Source organism: Chryseobacterium gregarium DSM 19109, from assembly GCF_000430845.1.
Classification (GTDB): Bacteria; Bacteroidota; Bacteroidia; order Flavobacteriales; family Weeksellaceae; genus Chryseobacterium; species Chryseobacterium gregarium.
On sequence record NZ_AUMU01000014.1, the window covers coordinates 109,737 to 133,610 of the forward strand.

General features: G+C 38.2%; 24 protein-coding genes and 1 rRNA gene. 16 read left to right on the plus strand and 9 right to left on the minus strand.

What is annotated here, in order from left to right; all coding sequences use genetic code 11:
• Window positions 1–5: 5 nt before the first annotated feature.
• Window positions 6–641 carry a peroxiredoxin gene (locus H561_RS0115915; protein ID WP_027387920.1) on the minus strand — a complete coding sequence of 212 codons (636 nt, stop codon included), beginning with the start codon at window positions 639–641 and terminating at the stop codon, window positions 6–8.
• Between the two features lie 98 nt (window positions 642–739).
• Here H561_RS0115915 and H561_RS0115920 point away from each other — a divergent pair, with 98 nt between their 5' ends.
• Window positions 740–1,624, plus strand: a complete 885-nt coding sequence (locus H561_RS0115920) for a mechanosensitive ion channel family protein (protein WP_027387921.1) — start codon at window positions 740–742, stop codon at window positions 1,622–1,624.
• A 63-nt stretch (window positions 1,625–1,687) separates the two neighbouring features.
• Here the strand turns inward: H561_RS0115920 and H561_RS0115925 are convergent, their stop codons facing one another.
• The 5 genes from H561_RS0115925 to H561_RS0115950 form a co-directional block, all read right to left on the minus strand.
• A complete protein-coding gene (locus H561_RS0115925) occupies window positions 1,688–2,173 on the minus strand; it encodes a hypothetical protein (protein WP_027387922.1) in 486 nt (161 codons plus the stop codon).
• Window positions 2,174–2,403: 230 nt separating this feature from the next.
• Window positions 2,404–3,594 (minus strand): ADP-forming succinate--CoA ligase subunit beta, encoded by a 1,191-nt coding sequence (gene sucC / locus H561_RS0115930; protein ID WP_027387923.1) that lies wholly within the window; start codon window positions 3,592–3,594, stop codon window positions 2,404–2,406.
• 162 nt (window positions 3,595–3,756) lie between these two features.
• Window positions 3,757–5,040: a chloride channel protein gene (locus H561_RS0115935; protein WP_027387924.1), complete on the minus strand. Its 1,284-nt coding sequence runs from the start codon at window positions 5,038–5,040 to the stop codon at window positions 3,757–3,759.
• An 80-nt stretch (window positions 5,041–5,120) separates the two neighbouring features.
• Complete coding sequence (locus H561_RS0115940) at window positions 5,121–5,507, minus strand: DUF423 domain-containing protein (RefSeq protein ID WP_027387925.1); 387 nt, start codon at window positions 5,505–5,507, stop codon at window positions 5,121–5,123.
• Between the two features lie 195 nt (window positions 5,508–5,702).
• Window positions 5,703–7,031 carry a hydroxymethylglutaryl-CoA reductase, degradative gene (locus H561_RS0115950; protein WP_027387926.1) on the minus strand — a complete coding sequence of 443 codons (1,329 nt, stop codon included), beginning with the start codon at window positions 7,029–7,031 and terminating at the stop codon, window positions 5,703–5,705.
• 146 nt (window positions 7,032–7,177) lie between these two features.
• On the opposite strand from H561_RS0115950, the gene H561_RS0115955 reads away from it, so the two are divergent.
• The 7 genes from H561_RS0115955 (at window position 7,178) to H561_RS0115985 (ending at window position 13,478) form a co-directional block, all read left to right on the plus strand.
• Entirely contained in the window at window positions 7,178–8,437 is a 1,260-nt protein-coding gene (locus H561_RS0115955; protein WP_027387927.1) for a putative DNA modification/repair radical SAM protein, read from the plus strand.
• Between the two features lie 6 nt (window positions 8,438–8,443).
• The gene (locus H561_RS0115960) at window positions 8,444–8,872 is read left to right on the plus strand and encodes a hypothetical protein (protein ID WP_027387928.1); all 429 of its coding nucleotides are present in this window, start codon (window positions 8,444–8,446) and stop codon (window positions 8,870–8,872) included.
• A gap of 78 nt (window positions 8,873–8,950) precedes the next feature.
• Entirely contained in the window at window positions 8,951–9,709 is a 759-nt protein-coding gene (locus H561_RS0115965; RefSeq protein WP_027387929.1) for a TIGR03915 family putative DNA repair protein, read from the plus strand.
• Between the two features lie 233 nt (window positions 9,710–9,942).
• Window positions 9,943–10,818 carry a DUF4846 domain-containing protein gene (locus H561_RS0115970; protein WP_027387930.1) on the plus strand — a complete coding sequence of 292 codons (876 nt, stop codon included), beginning with the start codon at window positions 9,943–9,945 and terminating at the stop codon, window positions 10,816–10,818.
• Between the two features lie 83 nt (window positions 10,819–10,901).
• Window positions 10,902–11,888 (plus strand): 6-phosphofructokinase, encoded by a 987-nt coding sequence (gene pfkA / locus H561_RS0115975; protein WP_027387931.1) that lies wholly within the window; start codon window positions 10,902–10,904, stop codon window positions 11,886–11,888.
• Between the two features lie 31 nt (window positions 11,889–11,919).
• Entirely contained in the window at window positions 11,920–12,930 is a 1,011-nt protein-coding gene (gene gap, locus H561_RS0115980) for a type I glyceraldehyde-3-phosphate dehydrogenase (RefSeq protein WP_027387932.1), read from the plus strand.
• Window positions 12,931–13,013: 83 nt separating this feature from the next.
• Window positions 13,014–13,478, plus strand: a complete 465-nt coding sequence (locus H561_RS0115985) for a hypothetical protein (RefSeq protein ID WP_027387933.1) — start codon at window positions 13,014–13,016, stop codon at window positions 13,476–13,478.
• A 117-nt stretch (window positions 13,479–13,595) separates the two neighbouring features.
• Here the strand turns inward: H561_RS0115985 and H561_RS0115990 are convergent, their stop codons facing one another.
• On the minus strand, window positions 13,596–14,882 hold the full coding sequence (locus H561_RS0115990; RefSeq protein ID WP_027387934.1) for a hypothetical protein: 1,287 nt from the start codon (window positions 14,880–14,882) through the stop codon (window positions 13,596–13,598).
• A 133-nt stretch (window positions 14,883–15,015) separates the two neighbouring features.
• Here H561_RS0115990 and H561_RS22640 point away from each other — a divergent pair, with 133 nt between their 5' ends.
• The 8 genes from H561_RS22640 to H561_RS0116030 all read left to right on the plus strand — a co-directional run bounded on the left by H561_RS22640 (window position 15,016) and on the right by H561_RS0116030 (window position 23,188).
• Entirely contained in the window at window positions 15,016–16,212 is a 1,197-nt protein-coding gene (locus H561_RS22640; RefSeq protein WP_034762478.1) for an oxygenase MpaB family protein, read from the plus strand.
• Between the two features lie 249 nt (window positions 16,213–16,461).
• Entirely contained in the window at window positions 16,462–17,469 is a 1,008-nt protein-coding gene (gene recA, locus H561_RS0116000; RefSeq protein ID WP_027387935.1) for a recombinase RecA, read from the plus strand.
• Window positions 17,470–17,543: 74 nt separating this feature from the next.
• The gene (locus H561_RS0116005) at window positions 17,544–18,269 is read left to right on the plus strand and encodes a phosphodiester glycosidase family protein (RefSeq protein ID WP_027387936.1); all 726 of its coding nucleotides are present in this window, start codon (window positions 17,544–17,546) and stop codon (window positions 18,267–18,269) included.
• Between the two features lie 103 nt (window positions 18,270–18,372).
• Window positions 18,373–20,262 carry a molecular chaperone HtpG gene (gene htpG, locus H561_RS0116010; protein WP_027387937.1) on the plus strand — a complete coding sequence of 630 codons (1,890 nt, stop codon included), beginning with the start codon at window positions 18,373–18,375 and terminating at the stop codon, window positions 20,260–20,262.
• A 127-nt stretch (window positions 20,263–20,389) separates the two neighbouring features.
• Window positions 20,390–21,469 (plus strand): hypothetical protein, encoded by a 1,080-nt coding sequence (locus H561_RS0116015; protein ID WP_027387938.1) that lies wholly within the window; start codon window positions 20,390–20,392, stop codon window positions 21,467–21,469.
• Between the two features lie 13 nt (window positions 21,470–21,482).
• Window positions 21,483–22,043 (plus strand): LemA family protein, encoded by a 561-nt coding sequence (locus H561_RS0116020; protein WP_027387939.1) that lies wholly within the window; start codon window positions 21,483–21,485, stop codon window positions 22,041–22,043.
• 6 nt (window positions 22,044–22,049) lie between these two features.
• Window positions 22,050–22,415: a hypothetical protein gene (locus H561_RS0116025; RefSeq protein ID WP_027387940.1), complete on the plus strand. Its 366-nt coding sequence runs from the start codon at window positions 22,050–22,052 to the stop codon at window positions 22,413–22,415.
• Window positions 22,412–23,188: a hypothetical protein gene (locus H561_RS0116030; RefSeq protein WP_027387941.1), complete on the plus strand. Its 777-nt coding sequence runs from the start codon at window positions 22,412–22,414 to the stop codon at window positions 23,186–23,188. Before H561_RS0116025 ends, H561_RS0116030 begins: the two co-directional genes overlap by 4 nt.
• Here the strand turns inward: H561_RS0116030 and H561_RS0116035 are convergent.
• Window positions 23,159–23,455, minus strand: a complete 297-nt coding sequence (locus tag H561_RS0116035) for an MGMT family protein (RefSeq protein WP_027387942.1) — start codon at window positions 23,453–23,455, stop codon at window positions 23,159–23,161. The genes H561_RS0116030 and H561_RS0116035 overlap by 30 nt on opposite strands.
• Window positions 23,456–23,641: 186 nt before the next feature.
• Window positions 23,642–23,749, minus strand: a 5S ribosomal RNA gene (gene rrf, locus H561_RS0116040).
• Window positions 23,750–23,874: the final 125 nt, after the last annotated feature.

Sequence of the window (23,874 nt, forward strand, 5' to 3'; positions counted from 1 at the left end):
AATAATCATGTATTAGGCTGAGGTGTAAATCTCAGATATGGTTTTATTTCTGTAACTCCCTTAGGAAATATGGCCCTGGCATCTTCTGTGGAAATGGCGGGCGGCACAATAACATCATCACCGTTTTCCCAATTCGCAGGTGTTGCAATTTTATAAGAGTCAGCCAGTTGAAGAGCATCCAGTACCCGTAAAATTTCATTGAAATTTCTTCCGGTAGAAGCAGGATAAGTGATGATTAGCCTTACTTTCTTATCCGGATCAATGATCAGCAGGGAGCGTACTGTTGCAGTAGCAGAAGCATTGGGATGGATAAAATCATACAATTCAGAAACTTTCCTGTCTTTATCTGCAATAATAGGAAACTGCACATCCGTATGCTGTGTCTCATTGATATCCCGGATCCAGTTCTGATGGTCTTCTACCCCATCCACACTTAAAGCCAATACTTTGGTTCCTCTTTTATCAAATTCTGCTGTAAGCTTGGAAGTGTAGCCCAGCTCAGTGGTGCATACCGGCGTATAATCTGCAGGGTGTGAAAACAGAATTCCCCAGGAATCTCCCAGGTATTCATAAAAATTAAGATCTCCCAAAGACGTTTCTGCTTTGAAGTCCGGTGCTGTATCTCCTAGTTTAATTGACATAATATTTTGTTCTTATTAGTCTACAAATTTAGTAGAGTTTTTGAGACTGGCAAAATTTTTGTTGAAAAATTGTACCTTTCAATTAAAAATTTATATTCATGGAGAAAAGAGGCTTAAGTTATATCGATGTTGTATACCATGTGCTTGAAAACTGGTACGTGAAATTTGCGCAGTTTACCCCTAAACTAATTGTCGGTATTGCCGTATTCTCTTTTTTCCTTTTTAGCAGTAAATACTTAAGCCTGTTTGCCGTTAAGCTGTTTCACAAACTATTTCCAAAAAGCAATAAGGAAAGTTCCCTGGTCACGCTGATCAGTATATTCCGGTTCCTGATCATGATTATGGGAAGTTTTATCGCTCTGGAAATCATGGGGCTCAGCGGTTTCCTGTGGAAATTTATCGGAAGTCTGGGAGTTGCCGGGGTGATAGCCGGGGTCGCCCTGAAGGATCTGGTTTCAAGTATCTTTTCAGGAATGCTCATCGGGATCGATAAGGCTTTTAAAGTCGGGGATTATATTTCGATCGGAAACAATTCCGGAACGGTGATGGAAATCGGTTTTTTAACCACCAAAATTATTACGGATGACGGCAAAAAAGTGTACATCCCGAACCAGGTTATTTTTAATGCTCCTTTTTCAAATATCACTGCCTCGCCACAGCGCAGGATTTTTTTAAACTTTGAAATCCCTGCTGATGAAGATATCAATAAAGCCCGTGAAGGCGTGCTGGATGTCCTTAAAGATCTGGATCATGTCGATCGCCTGGACACTGCCGAAGTTATTTTTACCGATTTGAAACAAGGGGTATTCAATCTTCAGGTAAAATTCTGGATGGAAACAGGAGCAAATATGGGATTCTTAAAAAATGATGCTTTCCTCAAAATAAAACAGCGCCTTGATCAGGACGGAATCCAGCTGGTAACACCCACCAGCATCAATATTTCTGAAGGCACTCTAAATACGCTGACCAGCAATAAGGAATGATAAAAGCTGAACACCTTATTTACAATACAGAATCTTTCCTGACAAAAGCATAATAATTTCCGGTCATTTCTTTGAAGACACTTTTTTCAAAGCAACACTGTCACTTTTACGGATTTTCGCCATTGAATCATTTTCAACCATTTCACCCATGATGAAATCCTGATTTTTAAGGGTATCCGTTTCTGTATCCGCTATCTTAACTCCTGTGGTGGTACATGCTTCTTTTTCTTTTGAACAGCCTTTTAAAAACAGGATTAACGGAAATAAAGCTAATAATATCCTGTTATTTTGAAAATTCTGAGGAATATAATTGAAAACCCGAGTTCTGAATTGATCAGGCATACCAGACTTATTTAACTGATGATGATAAAATCTTCCGCAGATTGTTTCATTTTTCCTTTCGAAAAAAATCTGCTGGATTTCCTCCAGACATTTCTCAGTAAAATCTATGACACATTTGCTGCAGGCAGAACAAAACCTGCCTTTTTCACGAGGCGACATGATCTCCCATTTTTCTGAACACGGATCCGGTATCTGAATATTTTTCATCACTGACTATTTAAAAATAAAGTTAGATAAAAAAATATATTACTTCGATTATTTTTAAGATGATTAAAATTCCTGGGAGACCAATCCTCTTATTTTAAAAAATCGTTTGCTTTTAAAGTATTATCTCTTTAAAATTTAATTTTCTAAAATATTAAAGCCTTGTCTTTGTATGGTTAAAATAAAAAAACCGTTCCACAAATGAAACGGTTCGGTGTATATGAATTTTAGTCTTATGCTAAAACCTCTTTTACTTTATTGGCAGCTTCTTCTAAAGTAATTGCTGAATGCACAGGAAGACCTGATTCATCAATTAATATTTTAGCTTCAACAGCATTGGTTCCCTGTAATCTTACGATCAACGGAACCGGAAGGCTTCCCATTGCTTTATAAGCGTCAACAACGCCCTGAGCTACCCTGTCACATCTTACGATACCTCCAAAAATATTGATCAGGATTGCTTTTACGTTAGGATCTCTTAAGATAATTCCGAAAGCAGTCTGTACCCTGGCAGCATCAGCAGTACCTCCTACGTCAAGGAAGTTCGCCGGGTTACCGCCTGATAATTTGATGATATCCATAGTTGCCATCGCAAGACCGGCTCCGTTTACCATGCAGGCCACGTTACCGTCTAATTTTACGAAGTTAAGACCTGCTTCACCTGCTTCAACATCCATCGGATCTTCTTCTCTGGTATCTCTCAATTCAGCCAGATCTTTGTGACGGAACAATGAATTGTCATCCAAAGTTACTTTAGCGTCAACTGCGATAATTTTGTTATCGGAAGTTTTAAGTACCGGGTTGATCTCAAAAAGAGAAGCGTCGATTCCTGTATAAGCATTGTATAAAGATGCGATGAACTTTGTGAATTCTTTAAAAGCATTCCCTTCAAGACCCAGGTTGAAAGCAATTTTTCTTGCCTGGAATCCCTGAAGACCTAAAGCGGGATCAATGATTTCCTTGTGGATCAAATGAGGCGTTACCTCAGCAACGTGCTCAATATCCATCCCTCCTTCAGTAGAATATACGATGGTATTTTTACCTTCAGCTCTGTCTAAAAGGATAGAAACATAAAATTCTTTAGTTTCAGTTTCTCCCGGATAATATACATCCTCTGCAACCAATACCGAATTTACCAATTTACCCTCAGCAGAAGTCTGTGGAGTGATCAACTGCATCCCGATAATATTCTGAGCGTTTTCTTTAAGCTTATCCATGTTTGGAGAGAATTTCACACCGCCTCCTTTACCACGGCCCCCTGCGTGGATCTGTGCTTTTACCACCCATGCCTGAGCTCCGGTTTCAGCAGTCAGTTTTTCAGCAGCCGCTACAGCTTCATCTACGTTGTTTGCTACGAAACCGCGTTGGATAGCCACTCCGTACTTTGATAAAATCTCTTTTGATTGATACTCGTGAAGATTCATATTATTTTTATTATTTTATTTTACTCGTTAAAGGTTGACAAATTTACTAAAAAGACATGGAAGTTCAAGTTTATTCACTTAAAAATTAAAAGTGTCCTGTATTTTACATAACTTCTTTTTAAACCCTGAAGATCAGTGCCCATTTATTTAATGATAAAGCGGTTACTGCTGTTCTTCAGCCAATTTCTCAGACTGGGAACTGATAAACGGAATTTTCGGCGCCAGGAAATATCCGGTCAGGCTTGCAAAAAGAATCGGCACAAAATAAGTAAAACCGGTCAGAGTCCCCAGGATAATGCTGGTGCTCATCGGAGTTCTTGTCACACAGGCATTAATAGCGGCCATACAGCTCACAATCGCCAAAGTGGCATCTACCGCAGGAAAAAGATGATGAATAATCAATCCTAAAGTTGTTCCTACGAAGAATAAGGGAATGATAAAACCGCCTCTCCATCCTGACGTTACGGTAATGGCTATGGCTAAAATTTTGAAGATCAGGATAATCATTAAAAAATTCAGACTGTAGTCCCCGTTGATCAGTTGATTAATTTCGTTATGTCCGAAATACCTGGTCAGCGGAAAATAGAACGCGATAATCCCTAATATAATTCCGCCGGTCAATGTTTTAATATAAATGGGAAACGACCGGTATTCAAAGATCTTTTTAAAAAATTTAACGACAAAAATAAAGATCCATCCGAATAAAGTTCCCACCATTCCAAAAGCTGTTGCATAGGCAAAATCATACACTCCGGTATAGTGATAAGCTTTTAAATCCCAGGTTGCCCCGATTCCCAGATGAATAATTAAGGCAAACATCAGGTAGCTGAAACAGCTTGCCACTAACGCCGGAATAATGGCTTTATAATATTCAACCGCATGTTTGTGATGCAGGATTTCCAATGAAAAAAGGCTTCCCCCAAGCGGGGCTCCGAACAGAGCCGTAAAACCGGATGCCATACCGGCAATGCTCAGAGAGCGCAATTCTTCACCTTTCAGCCTGAAAATTTTTCCCAGCCAGGTTCCTGTAGAACCTGTAACCTGAACCAGAGGCGCTTCCGGGCCCAAACTTCCGCCTGATGCCACACAGAAAAGCGATGACAGGATCATTGAAGGGTTATTTTTCGGCTCCAGCTTCCCTTTATTGAACCTGATATTATTAACGATAAGATGGATCTCTCCCGGATCGCCTATGAAATGGATCACCAAACCCGCCAGAAGACCGGAAACGGCCATCGTAGGAATAACCATCCAGCCCTGGAATTCCGCTAAAAATTCAGTGAAATGTTCAAGAACAATCCAGTACAGTCCGGCAATAATTCCGCCGACCAAGCCTGTAATGGCCCACATGAAAAATGTACGGCTGAATACAAAAGGATTAAATCTGATCGGCTGATCCAAAAGATTGAATGTCCGGATAATTCTCCTTCTTCTCTTGATTTTCATTTTGCATTATTTTAAAATTATCGTCACTGCCATCAGCCTTTTCCTGATCTTAAATCCCGAAAAAGACTGATCACTGAAAACTAAATCCTGTTTTTAGCAAAATAGAAAATCAGCATTCCCCAGCTCAGGATCATAAACAGCCCTCCGAGCGGAGTGATAGGCCCTAAAAACTTAAGGTTCATTCCTAAATAATCCTGCAGGCTCAGGAAATAGATACTGAAAGAAAACAGCATCGTTCCTGCAATCATTAAAATGGAAATCCATTTTTGTGATGAGGTATCAAATTTTAAGATATATCCGACAATCAATAAAAAGAAAGCGGCGTACATCTGGTACCGCACGCCCGTTTCAAAGCTTTCCAGCCTTTCCACAGACAAAATTTTCTTCAGAGCATGTGCTCCGAAAGCTCCTAAAATAACGGACAGCATTCCGTAGACGGCCCCAAAAATCAAAGTAATTGTTTTCATTTTCTCTTAATTTATTCAACAGATTTTAAACAAACCCGCCTTATATATAGTTTAAAATTTTGAATATTAATGATATGATCCCGATTCCTATAAACACCCAGGCAAACTTTTTATTCTGTGCAAAATCGGGATTCTTAGTTAGTTTCAGGAAAATCCCGAAGGCAAGCATGCATGCGGCTACAATAATCCCCAGCATTACCGGCCTCTTAAGCGGTTAAATTCACTGATTACCTCGTGATGGGTTACCGTTTTGTCCTTAAAATACGTCACAAAATGCTGTTTCTCTTCCTCTGTTGCGCCCATCTGGTTCAAAATATTCAGCAGGTGCATTTTCATGTGTCCTTTCTGGATTCCGGTGGTCACCAGAGAACGCAGGGCCCCGAAGTTCTGGGCAAGACCTGAAACGGCAAGAATACTCATCAGTTCCTGAGCCGAAGGCTTTCCGAGAAGTGCCAGAGAGAATTTTACCAGAGGATGGAGATTCGTCAGTCCTCCGACAACTCCCACAGAAATCGGGAGATCGATCCAGAATCTGAAAACACCGTCATCCGTAGTACAGTGGGTCAGAGAGCTGTATCTCCCGTCTCTCGCCGCATAGGCATGGGCACAGGCTTCAGTTGCCCTGAAATCATTTCCTGTAGCGATAACCACTGCATCTACCCCATTCATGATCCCTTTATTATGAGTCGTTGCCCGGAAAGGTTCAATCTCTGCAATGGTGACGGCCTGCTTGAACTTCCATGCAAATTCTTCATTGGAAATCCCGCTGTCATCTTTTAAGTCTTCAATTTTACACGAAACTTCAGCTCTTACGATACAGTCAGGCGTAAAATTGGAAAGGATGTTCATCACAATCTGTAAAGAATTCTTTTCTTCCTGCGTAAAATCTTCGGTAATGGCCACTTCCTGTTTCAGTGTTTTTCCAAACTGCTCCAGGCATGAGTTGATAAAGTTTGCCCCCATGGAATCCACCGTATCAAAACTGGCTTTAAGCTGATAGTAATTCGGCATCTCGGAAGTTTTGTCGATCAGTTTGATGTCTAAAATCCCGCCGCCACGGTTCCTCATGTTGGCGGTAATGGCTTCCGTAGCCTCCAGTAATTTCTTCTTCAGGTTGAAATTGAAAAAATGAAGCAGCTTGTGGGATTCAACATTAAAAATAAAATGGGTATGCCCCAGTTTTTCATTGTTGATAATGGTAGTCTTGAAGCCTCCTTTATCAATCCAGAATTTGGCAGCTTTAGAAGCGGCAGCCACCACTGAACTTTCTTCCACGGCCATCGGAAGGGCCAGTAATTTTCCGTCAATCAGGAAATTCGGAGCAATCCCGTAAGGCATATAAAAATTGGAAATCGTATTTTCGGAAAATTCATCATGGAGTTTCTGAAGTTCAGGATTTTCGTTCCAGTATTGGTTTAAAATATGCTGATATTCGCTGTTCCCTTCGAGGTATTCGTTGACAAGCCAGTCGATTTTTCCCTGCTTGGTAAACTTGGAAAAACCTTCAATCGGTTGGTGATTCATAGTGTAACTTTAATGAATCGTAAATATAGTGATTTTATGACTTTCAGTTGTTGATAACTTCAATCAAAAAAGATTGACATTTATCAATTTTGGACTTACATTTGAATACTTTATAAGACTTAAAATTAACATTTTCAACCCATCATATGAATTTTGACCGCCTTAAAGAAAAACTCGAAATCCTTGCTGATGCAGCGAAGTATGACGTTTCCTGCTCATCCAGCGGAGGGACGAGGAAAAATAAAAAAGGCGCGTTGGGAGACAGTTCTGCCAGCGGAATCTGCCATACCTATACTGAAGACGGGCGCTGCGTTTCGCTTCTCAAAATCCTACTGACCAATCACTGTATTTATGATTGCGCTTATTGCGTTTCAAGAAGTTCAAATGATATCAAGCGGGCGGCATTTACCGTCGAAGAAGTGGTTGATGTAACAATTAATTTTTACCGCAGAAACTATATTGAGGGTTTATTTTTAAGTTCCGGTATTTTTAAAAATGCTGATACGACGATGGAGCGCCTGGTAAGAGTAGCGAAAAAACTGCGGCTGGAAGAAAATTTCAACGGCTATATCCATTTAAAATCAATTCCGGGTGCCAGTGATGAACTCATGCAGGAAGCGGCTTTGTACGCAGACAGGCTTTCCATTAATCTTGAAATCCCGACTGAGAGCGGACTGAAACTGCTGGCTCCTGAAAAAAACCGCCAGGACATGCTTAATCCCATGAAATACATTCAGAACGGAATTGCGCAATACAAAGATGAAAAGAAAATTTTCAGAAAAGTTCCCAAATTTGCGCCGGCTGGACAGTCTACACAGATGATTGTAGGAGCAACCAATGAAAATGATTTACAGATCATCAAAGTAGCGGACCATTTTTATAAAAATTTCAATCTAAAAAGAGTTTATTATTCCGGTTATGTTCCTGTTTTGGAAGACAAGAGACTGCCTTCCTTAACCACGGAAGTTCCGATGCTCCGCGAAAACCGCCTGTATCAGTCGGATTGGCTGATGAGGTTTTACGGTTTTAAAGCGGAAGAAATCCTGGATCCGAATATGCCGTTCCTCGACCTTGAAGTAGATCCTAAAATGAGCTGGGCTTTAAGACACCTTGATCAGTTTCCGGTTAATCTTCAGACCGCGGACTACCAGATGATTTTAAGAATTCCGGGAATCGGGGTAAAGACAGCGCAGAAAATTTTGGGGGCCAGAAGGTTTCAGGTCCTCACGATGGACCACCTAAAAAAACTGGGAGCCGCGGTGAATCGGGCAAAATATTTCATTGACTTTAATGCCGGCAATGCGTATTTAAGGTATTTAACAGACAAAAATTTCAGAAAACTGATTATCGGCGGAAGTTCTTCCAAGTTCCATAACCAGTTTTCTCAGCAGCTGACGTTGTTTTAAATACATATGAAAACAAAAAAAGCTTTAAGGCATGATGCACAAAAAGTTAGAAATATTGAAAAAGCCGTTTCGAGATTTTCTCAGCAATTCATGTGCGATTCAAAATGGATTAGGCTTATCGAAATAATAATTGACAACATTGATTATTTTAAGAAAATTCAATTCAAGAAAATTCAACATGATAAGATTGGAGAGATTTACGTATCTCAAGACAGCATCTTTGAATTTGATTACTGGCAGACAGGATTTGAAGGAAATAATTCTTTTGGAGATTGGCTTGAATACAAAGAGATTGAATATTTAATTTTTCCAAAAATTGCTGGTCCTGATAAAATTCAGAGTTTAGAAGAAATTAGATCAGTCATCGAGAAAGCCGGTCAGTTTATGATTGAAACAGATGAAAATGAGTTAAGGCTAATCTGCTATAGAGCATAAAATATGTTTTTGATTTATTAAAATTGATTCATTTTCAAATTGTTACATTGTTACACTGCTAAATTGCTACACTAACCCATGACCACCCTACTCTATGACGGCAGTTTCGACGGGCTTTTCACTGCGATATTTGAAGTTTTCGAATACCGCTACAAAGAGGTAGAAATTATCAGCAGAGAGCGTTTTCATCAGGAAAATATTTTTGCGGAAATTCATGAAGTCATTACTCAAAATGATAAATCTGAACGGGTTTTGAATAAACTGGAACAGAACATCGGCAAATCCGGAATTCATGAACTGCTGAAAGTGTACTTATCTGAAGAACCGGATTCAGAACAGCTTATCCTATCGGCAGTAAGACAGTCAGTAAAGCATCCGGACAAAAATATTTTACAGAATTATGCCGACAGTGATATTTTAAAAATTTCCAAGATCTGTAAATCCGTCAGCCGCGAACGGCACCGGATGACTGCTTTTGTAAGATTCGAAAAAATGCAGGATGAGGTTTTCTTTGCCAAGATTGACCCTGATTTCAACGTACTTCCTTTGATCCGGAAACATTTTAAAGACCGATATCAGGACCAGAAGTGGATGATTTATGACCTGAAAAGAAATTACGGCATTCTGTATGATCTGGAGACCTGTGATTTCTTTTATCCGGACGAAAAATTAGATTTAAACAAATACCAGCAGAAGTTCCATAATGAAGAAACGCAATATCAAACGCTTTGGCAACGCTATTTTACAAAGACCAATATTGTGGAAAGGAAAAATTTAAAGCTGCATATCCAGCATGTCCCGAGAAGGTACTGGAAATATCTAACGGAGAAGCATTAGTTTTTATCAATTTTATTTGTCCTAAAAACAAAGGTTAAAACCTGGAGACTTCTGCTAAAATACTTCGTTCTCAAAAATCCTGTTTTAACTTCACTTCGCAAAGTAATTTCATGCAGATTATTATAACTACACAGATTGATGTGAATTTAAGGCTGATGAATTTAAAAACGCTTCATTTTTCCATACCGTTTAAGCGAGAACTTTTATATCTTTCGGGTAAGATTTAAACCTCCATGAAAAGAATTGTTTCGGGACTCATTTTTATTGCTGTTGCAGGTTGTAACAGTGATAGGAATTCATCTAAACTTAATACTGAAAATGAAACATCTGAAAATTCCATTTCAAAAGATGCAATTCAGATTAATAAAGATAAGAATACGATTAAAGAAAGATTTTCTCCGCCAAAAAATTATGTATGGTTTGAAGAAAAGCCCGGTTCTTTCGGATACTTTATTGAAAATTTCAAACTGAAACCGTACGGAAGCCGGATTTTGAAATACGACGGAACCCCGATTGCAACACAACATCTCCACGAAGCGGTCTTTGATATTGATACCGGCCCCAAGGATTTACAGCAGTGTGCCGATGCTGTTATCCGACTGAGAGCAGAATACCTGTTCCAGACAAAACGGTTTGATAAAATACAATTTCATTTTACCAGCGGAGACCTGGTTTCATGGAATGATTATAAAAACGGCATACGATCTTTCGTAGCAGGGAATTCCGTAAGCTTCAGGAAAACAGCCGGATTTGACGATTCGTATGGGAATTTCAGGAATTATCTTGATCTGATTTTTAATTATGCCGGAACCATTTCATTGCATCAGGAAACGCGGCCGGTTACTAAAAATACAGATCTTAAAACAGGAGACATCCTGATTACGCCGGGAAGTCCGGGACATGTGGTCTTTATTTCAGGAGTCTGCCGCAATCAAAAAGGGGAAAAATTGTTTTTACTGAGTGAAGGCTTTACCCCTGCACAATCCATCCATATGCTTTCCAACCCTTTCAGCCAGAGAATTTCTCCTTGGTATCACCTGGATGTTGACCATCCTGAGACCAAAACGGCAAGGTACATTTTCAAACCAACAAATTTTAGACAGTTTTAATCATTTATATTCAAAACTCTTATTAAGTTACTGCCTGTATCTGAACTTGTTTTTGTAAATTTGTGTTCGAAATTTTTTACCAGATGAAAGAAAGTGCTGTGAAAAAAATTGCAGTTCTTACCTCAGGAGGAGATTCTCCGGGTATGAATGCAGCATTAAGAGCGGTAGTAAGAACCGCTAATTATTATAATATTGAATGCTACGGAGTCAGGGAAGGCTATAACGGCCTCATCAACGACGATTTCCTGAAAATGGGTCCCCGTTCCGTAAAAAATATAATCAACCAGGGCGGAACGATTCTTAAGTCCGCCAGATCCATGGAGTTCAAAACCGCAGAAGGAAGGCAGAAAGCATACAACAACTGTGTAAAGCTGGGAATCGACGGATTGGTATGTATCGGCGGAGACGGAACGTTTACCGGAGCAAAAATCTTTAATGAGGAATTCGGAATCAGGGTGATCGGTGTTCCGGGAACCATTGATAATGATATTTTCGGGACTGACAATACCATCGGCTATGATACGGCACTGAATACCGCTATGGAAGCGATTGACAAGATCCGTGACACGGCTACTTCGCACAACAGGGTTTTCTTCGTGGAAGTAATGGGCCGTGATGCAGGGTTTATCGCTTTAAACAGCGGACTGGCAGCCGGGGCTCTGGATATCCTGATTCCTGAACGGAAAGACAGCATTGATGAACTGTTTGCCAATTTCAGAAATGCGGAAAAAACAGGCAAGGCATCCAGCATTGTCGTAGTGGCGGAGGGTGAAAAATTAGCCAACATTTACGAACTGGCAGAAAAAACAAAAAAAGAATTCCCGGATTATGACATCCGTGTGGCCATTTTAGGGCATATCCAGAGAGGTGGTTCTCCCAGCTGTGCAGACCGTGTTCTGGCCAGCAGATTAGGCTATGGAGCGGTAACCGGATTAATGGAAGGACAGACCAATGTGATGGCCGGCATGCGTTCCAATGATCTGGTATATACACCAATTGAGGAAGCCATTAAAAAACACAACGAAATCAATAAAGATCTTTTACTGATTTCGGAAATTTTAGCAATCTAATATTTTTTAATATAATTTAAAACAAACTATTATGTCAACAATCAAAGTAGGTATCAACGGGTTTGGTAGAATCGGACGTCTTGTATTCAGAGCAATGACTGAAAGAGATAATATCGAAGTGGTAGGAATCAATGACCTGATTAATGCAGAATATATGGCTTACATGCTTAAATATGATTCTGTACACGGTATTTTTCCGGGAGAAGTTTCTGTAGAAGGAAACGATCTTGTGGTAAACGGAAAGAAAATCAGGGTAACTGCTGAAAGAGACCCGAATAACCTAAAGTGGAATGAAATCGGAGCTGACTATATCGTTGAATCTACAGGTTTATTCTTAGATAAAGAAAATGCGGCGAAGCACATCAACGCCGGAGCAAAAAAAGTAATCCTTTCCGCTCCTTCTAAAGATGATACGCCGATGTTCGTAATGGGGGTAAACCATACTGAACTTACTGACGATATCAAAATTTTATCCAATGCTTCCTGTACCACCAACTGTTTAGCGCCATTGGCTAAAGTAATCCACGATAACTTCGGGATTGAAGAAGGTCTTATGACAACCGTACATGCTACAACGGCAACTCAGAAAACCGTTGACGGTCCTTCTATGAAAGACTGGAGAGGCGGAAGAGCTGCATTGAACAATATCATCCCTTCTTCTACAGGTGCTGCTAAAGCGGTAGGAAAAGTAATTCCTTCATTGAACGGAAAATTAACCGGAATGTCTTTCAGAGTACCTACGGTTGATGTTTCTGTAGTAGATTTAACGGTAAGACTGGAAAAATCAACATCTTACGAAGAAATCTGTGCGGCCATCAAAGCGGCTTCTGAAGGGGAATTAAAAGGTATTCTGGGATATACTGAAGATGCAGTGGTTTCTCAGGATTTCGTAGGTGATAAGAGAACTTCAATCTTCGATAAGGATGCAGGGATTATGCTGTCTCCTAAATTCGTGAAGCTTGTTTCATGGTATGACAACGAAATGGGATATTCCAATAAATTAGTGGATATGCTGATCCACGCTGCTTCTTTAACCAAGTAATAATTAACAGCAATTCATAATATAAACCTTCCGTATCCGGAAGGTTTTTTTGTACCATTAAATTTATTATTTTTAATACGGATATGGATTCAGGAATATTTCAGGAAAAATCAGGCTTTCCTAAGGCCTTTGCTATTCTTCTCATCTTTCAGGCTATTGTGGGGAGCTTTATCCTCTTGAAAGACCATGAATCACCCTTAATCGTCATTGTTATCACCATTCCGTTGACTTTACTGTTCTTATGTTCGGCTCTAAAGTTAAATCTAAATCCACAATACTTTGAATATTATTTTTTCCCTTTCATGCTGAAGCCGAAAAAAATCAGATGGGATGAAATTAAAGAAATCCAACTCGTACACACAGATCCTATTTCAGATTTCGGAGGCTGGGGAGTAAGGCTTTCAAGAAAATATGGAAAAGCATTTATCACAGGTGGACAGGAGATCATTTTTTTAAAACTGAAAAATGGTAAAAAAAGATCTTTCTCTGTACAAAACAAGGAAAAGCTGGAGGCATTTCTGAAGGAAAATAATATTTTAAAATGCTGAACCATGCTGATTCTTTAATCAATAATGAGCAATGAATAATACAAATCTTCCCAATGGGAAGGTTTTGCTTTTTAGTTTGAAATAGAAACAAATCAGAATAAAACTCGCATCACTATTTTAAAATATTTGATTAAGGGGAATCCCAAATTTAACACCCCAAAAACTTTCATCCAATCCTGAATCATAATTATTAAAGGACGTAGATTTCCAGAAAGGTTCAATATTTATTGTTATTTTACCCTCCTTATCTCTCAAGGGAAACATAATTCCTATGCTGTAAATATTTTTATTACTTGTAAGGGTTTTTGTACCTGGAGTAATAAACTCTTTGTTTTGATATGCTAAGTCCAGACCTATTAAATTTTGTTGACCGAGTGGTATAAAACATAACAACTGTACTGCTATATCACGCTTATATTTTTTTTCAAATTTAGTAAGATCCGCAATATAAACACTTTGCCCCTCCATATCATAGTAAACAGTTTTATCAGTTCCATTACCGTATTGTACCTTATTCCAGTCAACTGTTGAATATATTTCAGATAAAGAAGTCTTTCTTAAATATGCTAATTGTGCATTTAAATAAAAGCTAAAGCCATTTTTTAAACCATAGAAGATATTTCCTGATAATGAAAAATAGGCACCTCTTACATTTTTGTTAATCGGCTCCATCACCGAATTCTGACTATTGACACTATCTACAATTTTTAGCTTATCTTCTGCATATCCTATATTGAGCTTAGTCCAAGCTAAAACTTTTGTTGTCCAATAATTCTTATATATAGCGTCTTCATATTTTTCTACCTCTTGGTGGTAGATATTTTCATAATCTTGTGCATCTTTTTCATTATTTACAAGTTTTTCCAGATCATCTTCATCTTTCACATCATTCAATATCTTATTTCTTATTAAGCTATACATTTTAGTGAATTTCTTTTGTTTCTTGGGCAAACTGTAAAAGTATTTTGAATACCAAAGAGAGGTCCAGCTTCCACCAACCTGAAGTTTTCTCCTATCTGAAAAATCAAAAAAACCATCATTATTAAGTTTTCCGTTCGCATTTATTGCCAATACATGTCTAAATGGTTTAGAAGCATCATTTCCATAGACAATATAATTAATAGGACTAAAAGAAAAACTCTGTTCATTCTTATCCACTGACAAGGCGGCATATTTTCCAACTTGAGTATTTTCTGGAGATCCAGTAACTAACAACGAAAAATCTTTTTTAACCATTTGAGTAAATGTATATGCAGAAACTAATGAATTGGTATCATTAATATAGGTAGTGTCGGATTCAACCAGTTCGTCAAGTAAATTTTCAAGATTTCCTGTTTTCTTTTCTTGTCCAAAAGCTATTCCAGCCCACCCTAGCAGTAACAGCAATAAAATTTTTGTTTTCATGATAATCAATTTTATACAAATTTTCAAATTCAATGAACACGAAAAAATTACCCGTTTGTGGTATTTTTAGTATTTATGTAAGCAGTGATAAATCTCACGCTCCGTTCGGCGCAAAACTTGCAATTTTACCTTAATGGAAAAAAAGATCATGCACCCGCGTTTTAAAGATTCCCTTCATTTTAAAGATTTCTGGGCGAAAGGCAATGGGAAACAGCTGATCGAATTTTCCGGTGCTGAAGTGAACTTTACTCATTTTGAAAAGTTTGCGCCCTATTATTATCATGTGGATGAAACAGGCGATCGGATCATCAGAGACCTTTACCTTACTAAAAATTTTCATGAAGCTTCCAAAGAAATAGAACACTATATCCGAAACGGAGTTGCTGATCATGATCCTGTCCCGGATAGCGTAAAAGAAATGTTTTCTCAAACCCAGAAGATTCCCGACTGGCTCGATTATGACCTGCTCAGAAGCGGTGCAGAACTCTGCATGAGAAGCAATCTCGACGCGCTTATTTCCCTTCGGGATTACTGCCTGATGGGCGGTTATGATTATGCTTATCTCAACAAACCGCTGGTCATCACAGAAGCTTTAAAAAAGGGTGCTGTCAAAAGACTTTCGGAAACCCTTGATTTCTGGGTCAATGTTACCAGATACGATGCTCTCGAAATTCATAAAAAAGGATACGAATTTGCTATAAAGACCAGGATGATCCATTCATATGCAAGGCTTTCCATCAGAAAACACTACAAAGAATGGGATACTGAAAACTGGGGAGAACCCATCAATTCATGGGACATGATGGCGACTTACATCGGTTTCAGCCTGGTTTTCCTCCACAGCCTGCATAAACTGGGAAATACATTCTCAGCCGAAGAAGAAAACGGACTTTTCCACCTCTGGAAATATGTAGGGTACCTGCTGGGAATTCCTGAAAACCTTTTGCCTAACAACAGAAAGCAAGCTACCGAATATTTTTATCTATGGACATCGGTTCAGCCTTCCGCAGACCAAGATTCTGTTCTGCTTGCCCATTCTCTATTGAATGAATCTCTTGAAAATCCTATTATGAAACATGCCTTTCAGAGAAAAAACCTACGTTACCTGCACATTTGCTGTACTTGGTTCCTGCTTGATGATGAAGTATGCAGAAGGCTTAAGATTCCGGAAGTTTCCTACAGAAAAGTTTTCCCCGAAATCAAAAGGGCGGTCAACAAAGTATATGATCGGATGGTCAGCCGCAAAGCAAGAATTAAGAAGGGAAATAAAGACCAGATGAAAGTTCTGAACGATTACCTGAAGATCACTCAAAACTCAAATTTTCATTAGTGGAGAAAGTTTATACAAAACAGCTGCTATCATTTATTAAAATAAATAAAACACTGAAAATCAATGCGTTTTAAATAACTATTTCTTCAAAAGTAATTTTTTATTTTAAAAGAAATTATCATTATTATCAGATTATGAATATAGCAAAAATTTATACTTTTTTTAACGATCAAAGAAGCTTTTAATGGTATATAATATTAGTTTTTAAGTGTATTTTTTTGTAAATTTGATTATTAATTTAAAAGACAGATGAGCAATATAGACGATAAGAAAAAAGCATTGGCCTTAGTGCTTGATAAGCTTGACAAAACCTACGGAAAAGGGACGGTAATGACCTTAGGCGACAGTACTATTGATACAACCATTGAAGTTATTCCTTCCGGATCTTTGGGATTAGACATCGCTCTTGGAGTGGGTGGATATCCTAGAGGAAGAATTATCGAAATCTACGGACCTGAATCTTCAGGTAAAACAACTTTAACACTTCATGCCATTGCTGAGGCTCAAAAAGCAGGCGGCATTGCTGCATTCATTGATGCAGAGCACGCTTTTGACAGAGGTTATGCAGGAAAACTAGGAATCGATATTGAAAACCTGATCATTTCTCAGCCGGATAATGGTGAACAGGCTTTGGAAATCGCTGATAACCTTATCCGTTCAGGAGCTATTGACATTGTTGTGATCGACTCAGTGGCTGCATTGACACCAAAGGCTGAAATTGAAGGTGAAATGGGAGACTCTAAAATGGGCCTTCATGCAAGATTGATGTCTCAGGCTTTGAGAAAATTAACAGCTACGATTTCAAGAACAAAATGTACGGTAATTTTCATCAACCAGTTGAGAGAGAAAATCGGCGTCATGTTCGGAAACCCTGAAACGACAACCGGTGGTAACGCATTGAAATTCTACGCTTCGGTGAGAGTGGATATCAGAAAAGCAAGTGCTCCGATTAAAAACGGTGATGAAGCAGTGGGAAGCCGTGTAAAAGTGAAAATTGTGAAGAACAAAGTAGCTCCGCCTTTCAAAATGGCAGAATTTGACATCATGTACGGTGAAGGGGTTTCTAAAACAGGAGAAATCCTGGACCAGGCTGTAGAACAGGGAATTGTGAAGAAAAGCGGTTCTTGGTTCAGTTATGAAGAAACTAAACTTGGACAAGGCCGTGATGCGGTAAAGGATGTGTTGAAAGACAATCCTGAACTTGCTGAGGAACTGGAAAACAAGATCAAAGAAGAGTTGAAAAATAAAGTAAAATAAATTTTTTAATTTTAAAATACATTGAGGCAGCTTTCGAGCTGTCTTTTTTTATGTAATTTTTAAATAAAACCCAAATGAACCTGAAGATCCTATTCCGAATATTATCTGTTTTATCACTGATCGTATTATTTTCCTGCAGAAGAGACAGGCAGATCAGTCCTGATTTTGTCATCTATTCTGCTGATATGAAAAAAGACAAAATAGAATTCTTCTGGAAAAATAATCAGAATCAACCTTTCAAAAACATTAAAAATCTAAAAGATTATATTACTTCCCAAAATCAAAGATTAAAATTTGCTATGAATGGCGGAATGTTCATTCAGAATAACATCCCGAAAGGATTGTATATAGAAAATTTCAAAACTTTACATTCTATCGACACTTTAAGTGGTGAAGGAAATTTTTATTTAAAACCAAACGGTGTTTTTTATCTTACAAAAGATAATGAACCTGCTGTCATTTCCACTGAAAATTTTAAAATAAATTCAAATATAAAGTTTGCTACTCAGTCCGGCCCTATGCTTGTCATCGATGGAAAAATAAATCCTGTTTTCAATAAAAATTCTGGAAATTTAAATATCAGAAACGGGGTTGGAATATTGGAAAACGGAAATCCTGTTTTTGTAATGTCTAAGAAAAAAATAAACTTTTACCACTTCGCCTCATTATTTAAAAGTTTGGGATGTAAAAATGCACTATATCTTGACGGCTTTGTGTCAAGGGCATATTTACCTGAAGAAAACTGGATTCAGGAAGATGGAAATTTCGGAGTAATAATAGGTATTATAACAGAAAATTAACTGCGTTTTACAGTTACTAAAGGTATAAACAATGCCAATCTGTCACTTTCTGTTACATGGTATTTTTTTTGTGAACATTAAGACAAATCAAAACTAAATTATTATGACTAAAGGAAATATTAATGTATCTGTGGAAAATATTTTCCCGCTTATCAAAAAATTTCTTTACAGTGACCACGAAATATTCTTAAGAGAATTAATCTCCAATGCAACGGACGCGACTTTAAAGCTAAAGCACTTAACGAGCATCGGAGAAGCAAAAGTGGACTACGGAAATCCACAACTTGAGGTAAAGATCGATAAGGAGCAGAAAACCCTTCGTATCATCGACCAGGGGATCGGGATGACGGCTGAAGAAGTTGAAAAATACATCAATCAGGTCGCATTTTCCGGAGCTGAAGAGTTTTTGGAAAAATATAAAGATTCGGCTAAGGATTCAGGCATCATCGGGCATTTCGGACTTGGATTCTATTCTGCATTTATGGTTGCGGAAAAGGTGGAAATTGTAACGAAATCTTATAAAGACGAACCGGCTGTCCGCTGGATCTGTGACGGCAGCCCAGAATTTACATTAGAAGAAACAACGGATAAAACCGACAGAGGAACTGAAATTATCCTTCATATTGCAGAAGATTCAACAGAGTTTCTGGAAGAAGGAAAAATCCGTGAGCTGTTGCTGAAATATAATAAATTCATGCCGGTTCCGATCAAGTTCGGAACCAAAACCCATACTTTGCCTTTACCGGAAGATGCTGCGGAAGATGCAGTAGCAGAAACGGAAGAAGTAGACAATATCATTAACAATCCTACTCCGGCCTGGACTATCGCTCCAAGCGAACTGACGAATGAGGATTATATGAAGTTCTACCACGAACTGTATCCGATGCAGTTTGAAGAGCCTCTGTTTAATATCCACCTGAATGTTGACTATCCTTTCAATCTAACCGGGATTTTATTCTTCCCGAAACTGAACAACAGTCTGAATATTGAAAAAGACAAAATTCAGTTGTACCAGAATCAGGTATTTGTAACGGATGAAGTGAAAGGCATCGTTCCTGATTTCCTGATGCTCCTGCGTGGAGTTATTGATTCTCCGGATATTCCGCTGAACGTTTCCCGTTCGTATTTACAGGCTGACGGAGCGGTTAAGAAAATATCTTCTTATATCACCAAAAAGGTTGCCGACAAAATGGCTTCTTTAATCAACGAAAACCGTGGAGATTACGAACAAAAATGGAATGATATTAAAGTGGTCATCGAATATGGAATTGTAACGGAAGAAAAATTTGCTGAAAAAGCGGATAAATTCACATTATACCCAACCACTGACGGCACTTATTTCTTATGGAATGAATTGGAGGATAAAATTAAGCCTAACCAAACTGACAAAGACGGCAAGCTGATCATTCTTTATGCATCAAATGCCGATGAACAGCACGGTTATATCCAAACTGCAAAAGATAAAGGCTATGAAGTTATTTTACTGGATTCTCCTGTAGTTTCTCACGTCATCCAGAAACTGGAAACATCGAAAGATAACATTTCATTTGTAAGGGTTGATGCAGACCATATTAATAACCTGATCAAAAAAGATGAACCGGTTATTTCCAAGTTAACGGAAACGGAAAAAGAATCCCTGAAAAAAAACGTGGAAGAAGCGGTGAATGATAAGAAATTCACCGTTCAACTGGAAGACCTGGACAGCACTGATGCTCCGTTCACCATTACGCAGCCTGAATTTATGAGAAGAATGAAAGATATGCAGGCCACAGGAGGCGGCGGAATGTTCGGTATGGGCGGCTTCCCGGAAATGTATAATCTCGTAGTGAATTCCAACAGTGGGTTTGCCGATCAGATTCTGAAAACCGAGAATGCTGAAGAAAAGGAAAACCTGATTAAATATGCCGTAGACCTGGCTAAACTTTCCCAGAATTTGCTGAAAGGTAAAGATCTTACCAACTTTATCCAGAAAAGCTATCAGAAACTTATATAAATTTTTAGAGATATTCTTTGTTTCGGCGGGGCTTGCAGCCCCGCCGAAACTTTTTATCCATATACCTCATTCCCCATATCCGGTATTCCGTTTGTAAATTATACTTTTGTATAAACACCATTTGCAAATGTTTGAAATTGAGATTCAGATGCTTCCTTTTTTGATGCTTTTCAGCATGGGAATCGCTTTTTTCCATACCATTATTTTAGAAGCATTTTTCAGGCTTACCGCAAAGCCTTCCTGGATCATCTATCTTGTTGATCCGCTGATTGTTGCTGCAGGCTATTTTTTATTTCCGCAACAGTCCGGCATCATCTTCATCGGGCTTTTTGCTTCGGTGTTTGTCTTATCCATTGCCGGATTTATAAAAAAAGGAATTCAGGGTGCCCTTGAAACTTTAAAAAAGGCCAGAGAAGAAAAGAAGCCGCTTTGGAAAGTAGTGCTGTCTGCTTTAGGGATTTTGTTTGTTTACCTGGCTTTCTTTTACTTTGGGATTTATTCATTCTTTATTATTATTTTTATTATTATTCTCACTTCGGTTTTACCCAACCATCACAATCGTTTTTATTTTTACCAGCGTAACCTTTCCACCTCAAAAATTAGAAGTGTTGCGATCGGGCTTGCGGAAATCTGCGGAAAAGCAAAAGCGATAACACCAATAGTTTCACCTTACACTTCTACAGCTTGTGTAGCCTATATTTATACCGTCGATAAAATTACGGAAACTCGCGATGATGATGGAAAAACCAGTAAATCTTACCGGCAGGTTAAAAAAGACATCAATGTTAAAAACTTCATGCTGACAGATGATTCAGGAAGTATTGAAATTCAGGCAGAAAAACTGGAATGGATCAGCTTTTCGCCGGCCTTTGAAAGAGAAGTAGGAAGTGAGCGGTACCGGGAATATATTCTTGATGAAACGACAGAAATTTTAATGATCGGACAGGCTTTTTATGAAGGTTCAAAAACCATTTTCAGATATGATGACCGTAAAAAACTCTTCGGAATGGCGCCCTATGAAATGGTCAGTTTTGCCAATAAATGGAGACCTTTAAAATTAAGAGCCGTTGCCACAATTCTTTGCATTTCGGTAATTTCGGCATTTATTTTTTTAGCACCGGTAAAAATACAGGGGAGCAAACTCATTTTTGAGCCTATACGGATCACAAAAAATTTCTCAAATAATCCGTTTGACTTTTTTAAATAAAAAATCATCACCAATGCTTATCCCCATACTTGTTTTTATCATTATTGTCGTTGCTGTCGTATCATTTCTGGTAAGGTCTTACAACCAGATCATCATGTTGAAAAATAATGCAGATAAAGCTTTTGCCAATATTGACGTTATTCTAAAGCAGCGTGCCGATGAAGTCCCGAATCTTGTTCAGGTTGTAAAAGCTACGGCACTGAATGAAAATACGGTTTTAAAAGAATTAACTGCACTCCGGACCCAATACCATCAGTCTGAAAAAACCAATGATAAAGTAAAAATTGCAGGAGAAATCGGTGGTAAAATGCAGTCTCTCCTGGTTTCTGTAGAAAATTATCCGGAAATAAAAGCATCACAGTCGTATCTTGACCTGCAGAAAAGGTTAAGCGAACTGGAAAATATGATTTCCGACCGGAGAGAATACTTTAATGATTCCGTTAATTTATACAATACCGGAATTGAAGTTTTCCCGGATATGGTTTTTGCCAAAATGATGAAGTATCAAAAAATGGAAATGCTGAAATTTACAGAACAGGAAAAAGAATACAAAGGAGTCAGGATTTTAAATTAATTAAAAATGACAGTAGATTTAGGTATTGCAGGAGACTTTATAAACTCAACCAGATTCTGGGGCGGAATGGCCATCGGTTTTCCAGTTATAACGATAGGCCTTTTTATGTTACATAGCCTTGTGAAAAAAATTCCGTTCTTAAAGAATATTGTTCAGTATATTTTAATGACCTACGGTTTTTCTGTTATATTATTAATTCCCCTTGTATTTTTTTCAGCTTTTCTGGAGACGGAGAAACTGAAAATTGCACTGACCTATCTGGTGATATTATTTTTCATTGCGGTCTTTGTCCTGTTTAATCAGAAAGAAGTGGTCAATTTTTTAAAAGACGTTTCAAAGCTTAAGAATAACCGTAAATTAAAAAGAGAATGATATACGCTTTAATTTTTACCATATTAATCATCTCTAAGCTCTATCAGAAGAAGAGAAAAAAGAATATACAAACATCAGTATCATCTCTGATTTTTCCGGGCCTGATGATCGGGTTTGTTTCATTCTTCTTTTTTATGCTCGGTGAAATCATTGTTTCTTCAGCATATTCCTCTGCTTTTGATAAAAGGTATGAAGCAAAGGTTATTTCATATCAGCCATTAACGGAGACACAAATACCTGTTGTGGAATTTAAAGGTGATCAAAATAAAATCATTCAATTGCCTCTTGATTACGGTTCAAATGATCCGATGGCCATTGGAACTGTAATACAGGTTTCTTACAAAGAAGGTAATGATGAAGTAAAAAATTTAAGTTTCGGCGAAGATAAACTGCTGACAGGAATTGTATTGGTATTTTTCTTCATTTTCAGCCTTGCGGTTCTCGGAATTGCATTATATGCTTTTGACCGGGATATTTCCTTTATCTGGAAAATCATTGGCGGCATTTTCGCCTATATTGTTATTCCCGGAGCCATGTTAGGATTCATTATTGTATTCTCTTGGTCAATCTGGGAATATTTTCAGGGAAGAAAAGATGATATGCCGATCTGGGCTTTAGGAATCTGCAGTTTGTTTACCACCTTACTGATCCCGTCTTTACTCGGTTATTTTAAATTAATGTTTAGCAAAAATGATATTATAAAAACCCGGAAAGCATCAAATTCAAAAATAAAAACAAGAATATCAAAGTTCAGCAAGCGGATCCCAAAATAATTTCTTAAAATTTTTAATTCTGAAATTGTCTATAAGAATTCCTTCAGCTTCCAGTTTTTGCTGGAACTCAGGGACGGATAAAGTTCCTGAAGCCGAAATAATGCGATGTGCCGGAACATCTTCCGGGCAGCCTCCCATAGCTTTTCCTACGTGGCGTGAATGGTTCGGATAACCGACTGCTTTCGCAATAGCTCCATAGCTGGTCACCCTTCCTTCAGGAATTAATCTAGTGATTTCCCAAACCTGTTGTTTGAAGATCTCGTTCATTCTGCTGATTTAAATAAATTCAAATATAATGATTTATGAATTGATCTCTTTCCGATATATGGCATGCCTAAAATCTATGTATGTATTTATAGATATTAAAGTCTAGATATTTCTTAGAGTTAAAGTATGTATATATAACAAAAAAACCCCTCTTTCATCGGATGATGAAGGAGGGGTTTAGATAAAGACTGGCGGCGACCTACTCTCCCGCTTTCGCAGTACCATCGGCGCTGGTGGGCTTAACTTCTGTGTTCGGAATGGGAACAGGTGAGCCCCACCGCTAAAACCACCCTAAAGGTTGTATATAGTGTAGGAATGTATTGTTGTATCAGGTATTAATGACTTATATCATTCATACTTTTTACAATCTACATTTTACAAATTTATCGGTAAATATCATCACAAAGGCAAAACCATTG

Bases quoted from the DNA above. Each gene is read 5' to 3' on its own strand.
- H561_RS0115915 (WP_027387920.1), bottom strand. From the start codon at position 641: ATGTCAATTAAACTAGGAGATACAGCACCGGACTTCAAAGCAGAAACG.
- H561_RS0115920 (WP_027387921.1), top strand. From the start codon at position 740: ATGGAGAAAAGAGGCTTAAGTTATATCGATGTTGTATACCATGTGCTT.
- H561_RS0115925 (WP_027387922.1), bottom strand. From the start codon at position 2,173: ATGAAAAATATTCAGATACCGGATCCGTGTTCAGAAAAATGGGAGATC.
- sucC (WP_027387923.1), bottom strand. From the start codon at position 3,594: ATGAATCTTCACGAGTATCAATCAAAAGAGATTTTATCAAAGTACGGA.
- H561_RS0115935 (WP_027387924.1), bottom strand. From the start codon at position 5,040: ATGAAAATCAAGAGAAGAAGGAGAATTATCCGGACATTCAATCTTTTG.
- H561_RS0115940 (WP_027387925.1), bottom strand. From the start codon at position 5,507: ATGAAAACAATTACTTTGATTTTTGGGGCCGTCTACGGAATGCTGTCC.
- H561_RS0115950 (WP_027387926.1), bottom strand. From the start codon at position 7,031: ATGAATCACCAACCGATTGAAGGTTTTTCCAAGTTTACCAAGCAGGGA.
- H561_RS0115955 (WP_027387927.1), top strand. From the start codon at position 7,178: ATGAATTTTGACCGCCTTAAAGAAAAACTCGAAATCCTTGCTGATGCA.
- H561_RS0115960 (WP_027387928.1), top strand. From the start codon at position 8,444: ATGAAAACAAAAAAAGCTTTAAGGCATGATGCACAAAAAGTTAGAAAT.
- H561_RS0115965 (WP_027387929.1), top strand. From the start codon at position 8,951: ATGACCACCCTACTCTATGACGGCAGTTTCGACGGGCTTTTCACTGCG.
- H561_RS0115970 (WP_027387930.1), top strand. From the start codon at position 9,943: ATGAAAAGAATTGTTTCGGGACTCATTTTTATTGCTGTTGCAGGTTGT.
- pfkA (WP_027387931.1), top strand. From the start codon at position 10,902: ATGAAAGAAAGTGCTGTGAAAAAAATTGCAGTTCTTACCTCAGGAGGA.
- gap (WP_027387932.1), top strand. From the start codon at position 11,920: ATGTCAACAATCAAAGTAGGTATCAACGGGTTTGGTAGAATCGGACGT.
- H561_RS0115985 (WP_027387933.1), top strand. From the start codon at position 13,014: ATGGATTCAGGAATATTTCAGGAAAAATCAGGCTTTCCTAAGGCCTTT.
- H561_RS0115990 (WP_027387934.1), bottom strand. From the start codon at position 14,882: ATGAAAACAAAAATTTTATTGCTGTTACTGCTAGGGTGGGCTGGAATA.
- H561_RS22640 (WP_034762478.1), top strand. From the start codon at position 15,016: ATGGAAAAAAAGATCATGCACCCGCGTTTTAAAGATTCCCTTCATTTT.
- recA (WP_027387935.1), top strand. From the start codon at position 16,462: ATGAGCAATATAGACGATAAGAAAAAAGCATTGGCCTTAGTGCTTGAT.
- H561_RS0116005 (WP_027387936.1), top strand. From the start codon at position 17,544: ATGAACCTGAAGATCCTATTCCGAATATTATCTGTTTTATCACTGATC.
- htpG (WP_027387937.1), top strand. From the start codon at position 18,373: ATGACTAAAGGAAATATTAATGTATCTGTGGAAAATATTTTCCCGCTT.
- H561_RS0116015 (WP_027387938.1), top strand. From the start codon at position 20,390: ATGTTTGAAATTGAGATTCAGATGCTTCCTTTTTTGATGCTTTTCAGC.
- H561_RS0116020 (WP_027387939.1), top strand. From the start codon at position 21,483: ATGCTTATCCCCATACTTGTTTTTATCATTATTGTCGTTGCTGTCGTA.
- H561_RS0116025 (WP_027387940.1), top strand. From the start codon at position 22,050: ATGACAGTAGATTTAGGTATTGCAGGAGACTTTATAAACTCAACCAGA.
- H561_RS0116030 (WP_027387941.1), top strand. From the start codon at position 22,412: ATGATATACGCTTTAATTTTTACCATATTAATCATCTCTAAGCTCTAT.
- H561_RS0116035 (WP_027387942.1), bottom strand. From the start codon at position 23,455: ATGAACGAGATCTTCAAACAACAGGTTTGGGAAATCACTAGATTAATT.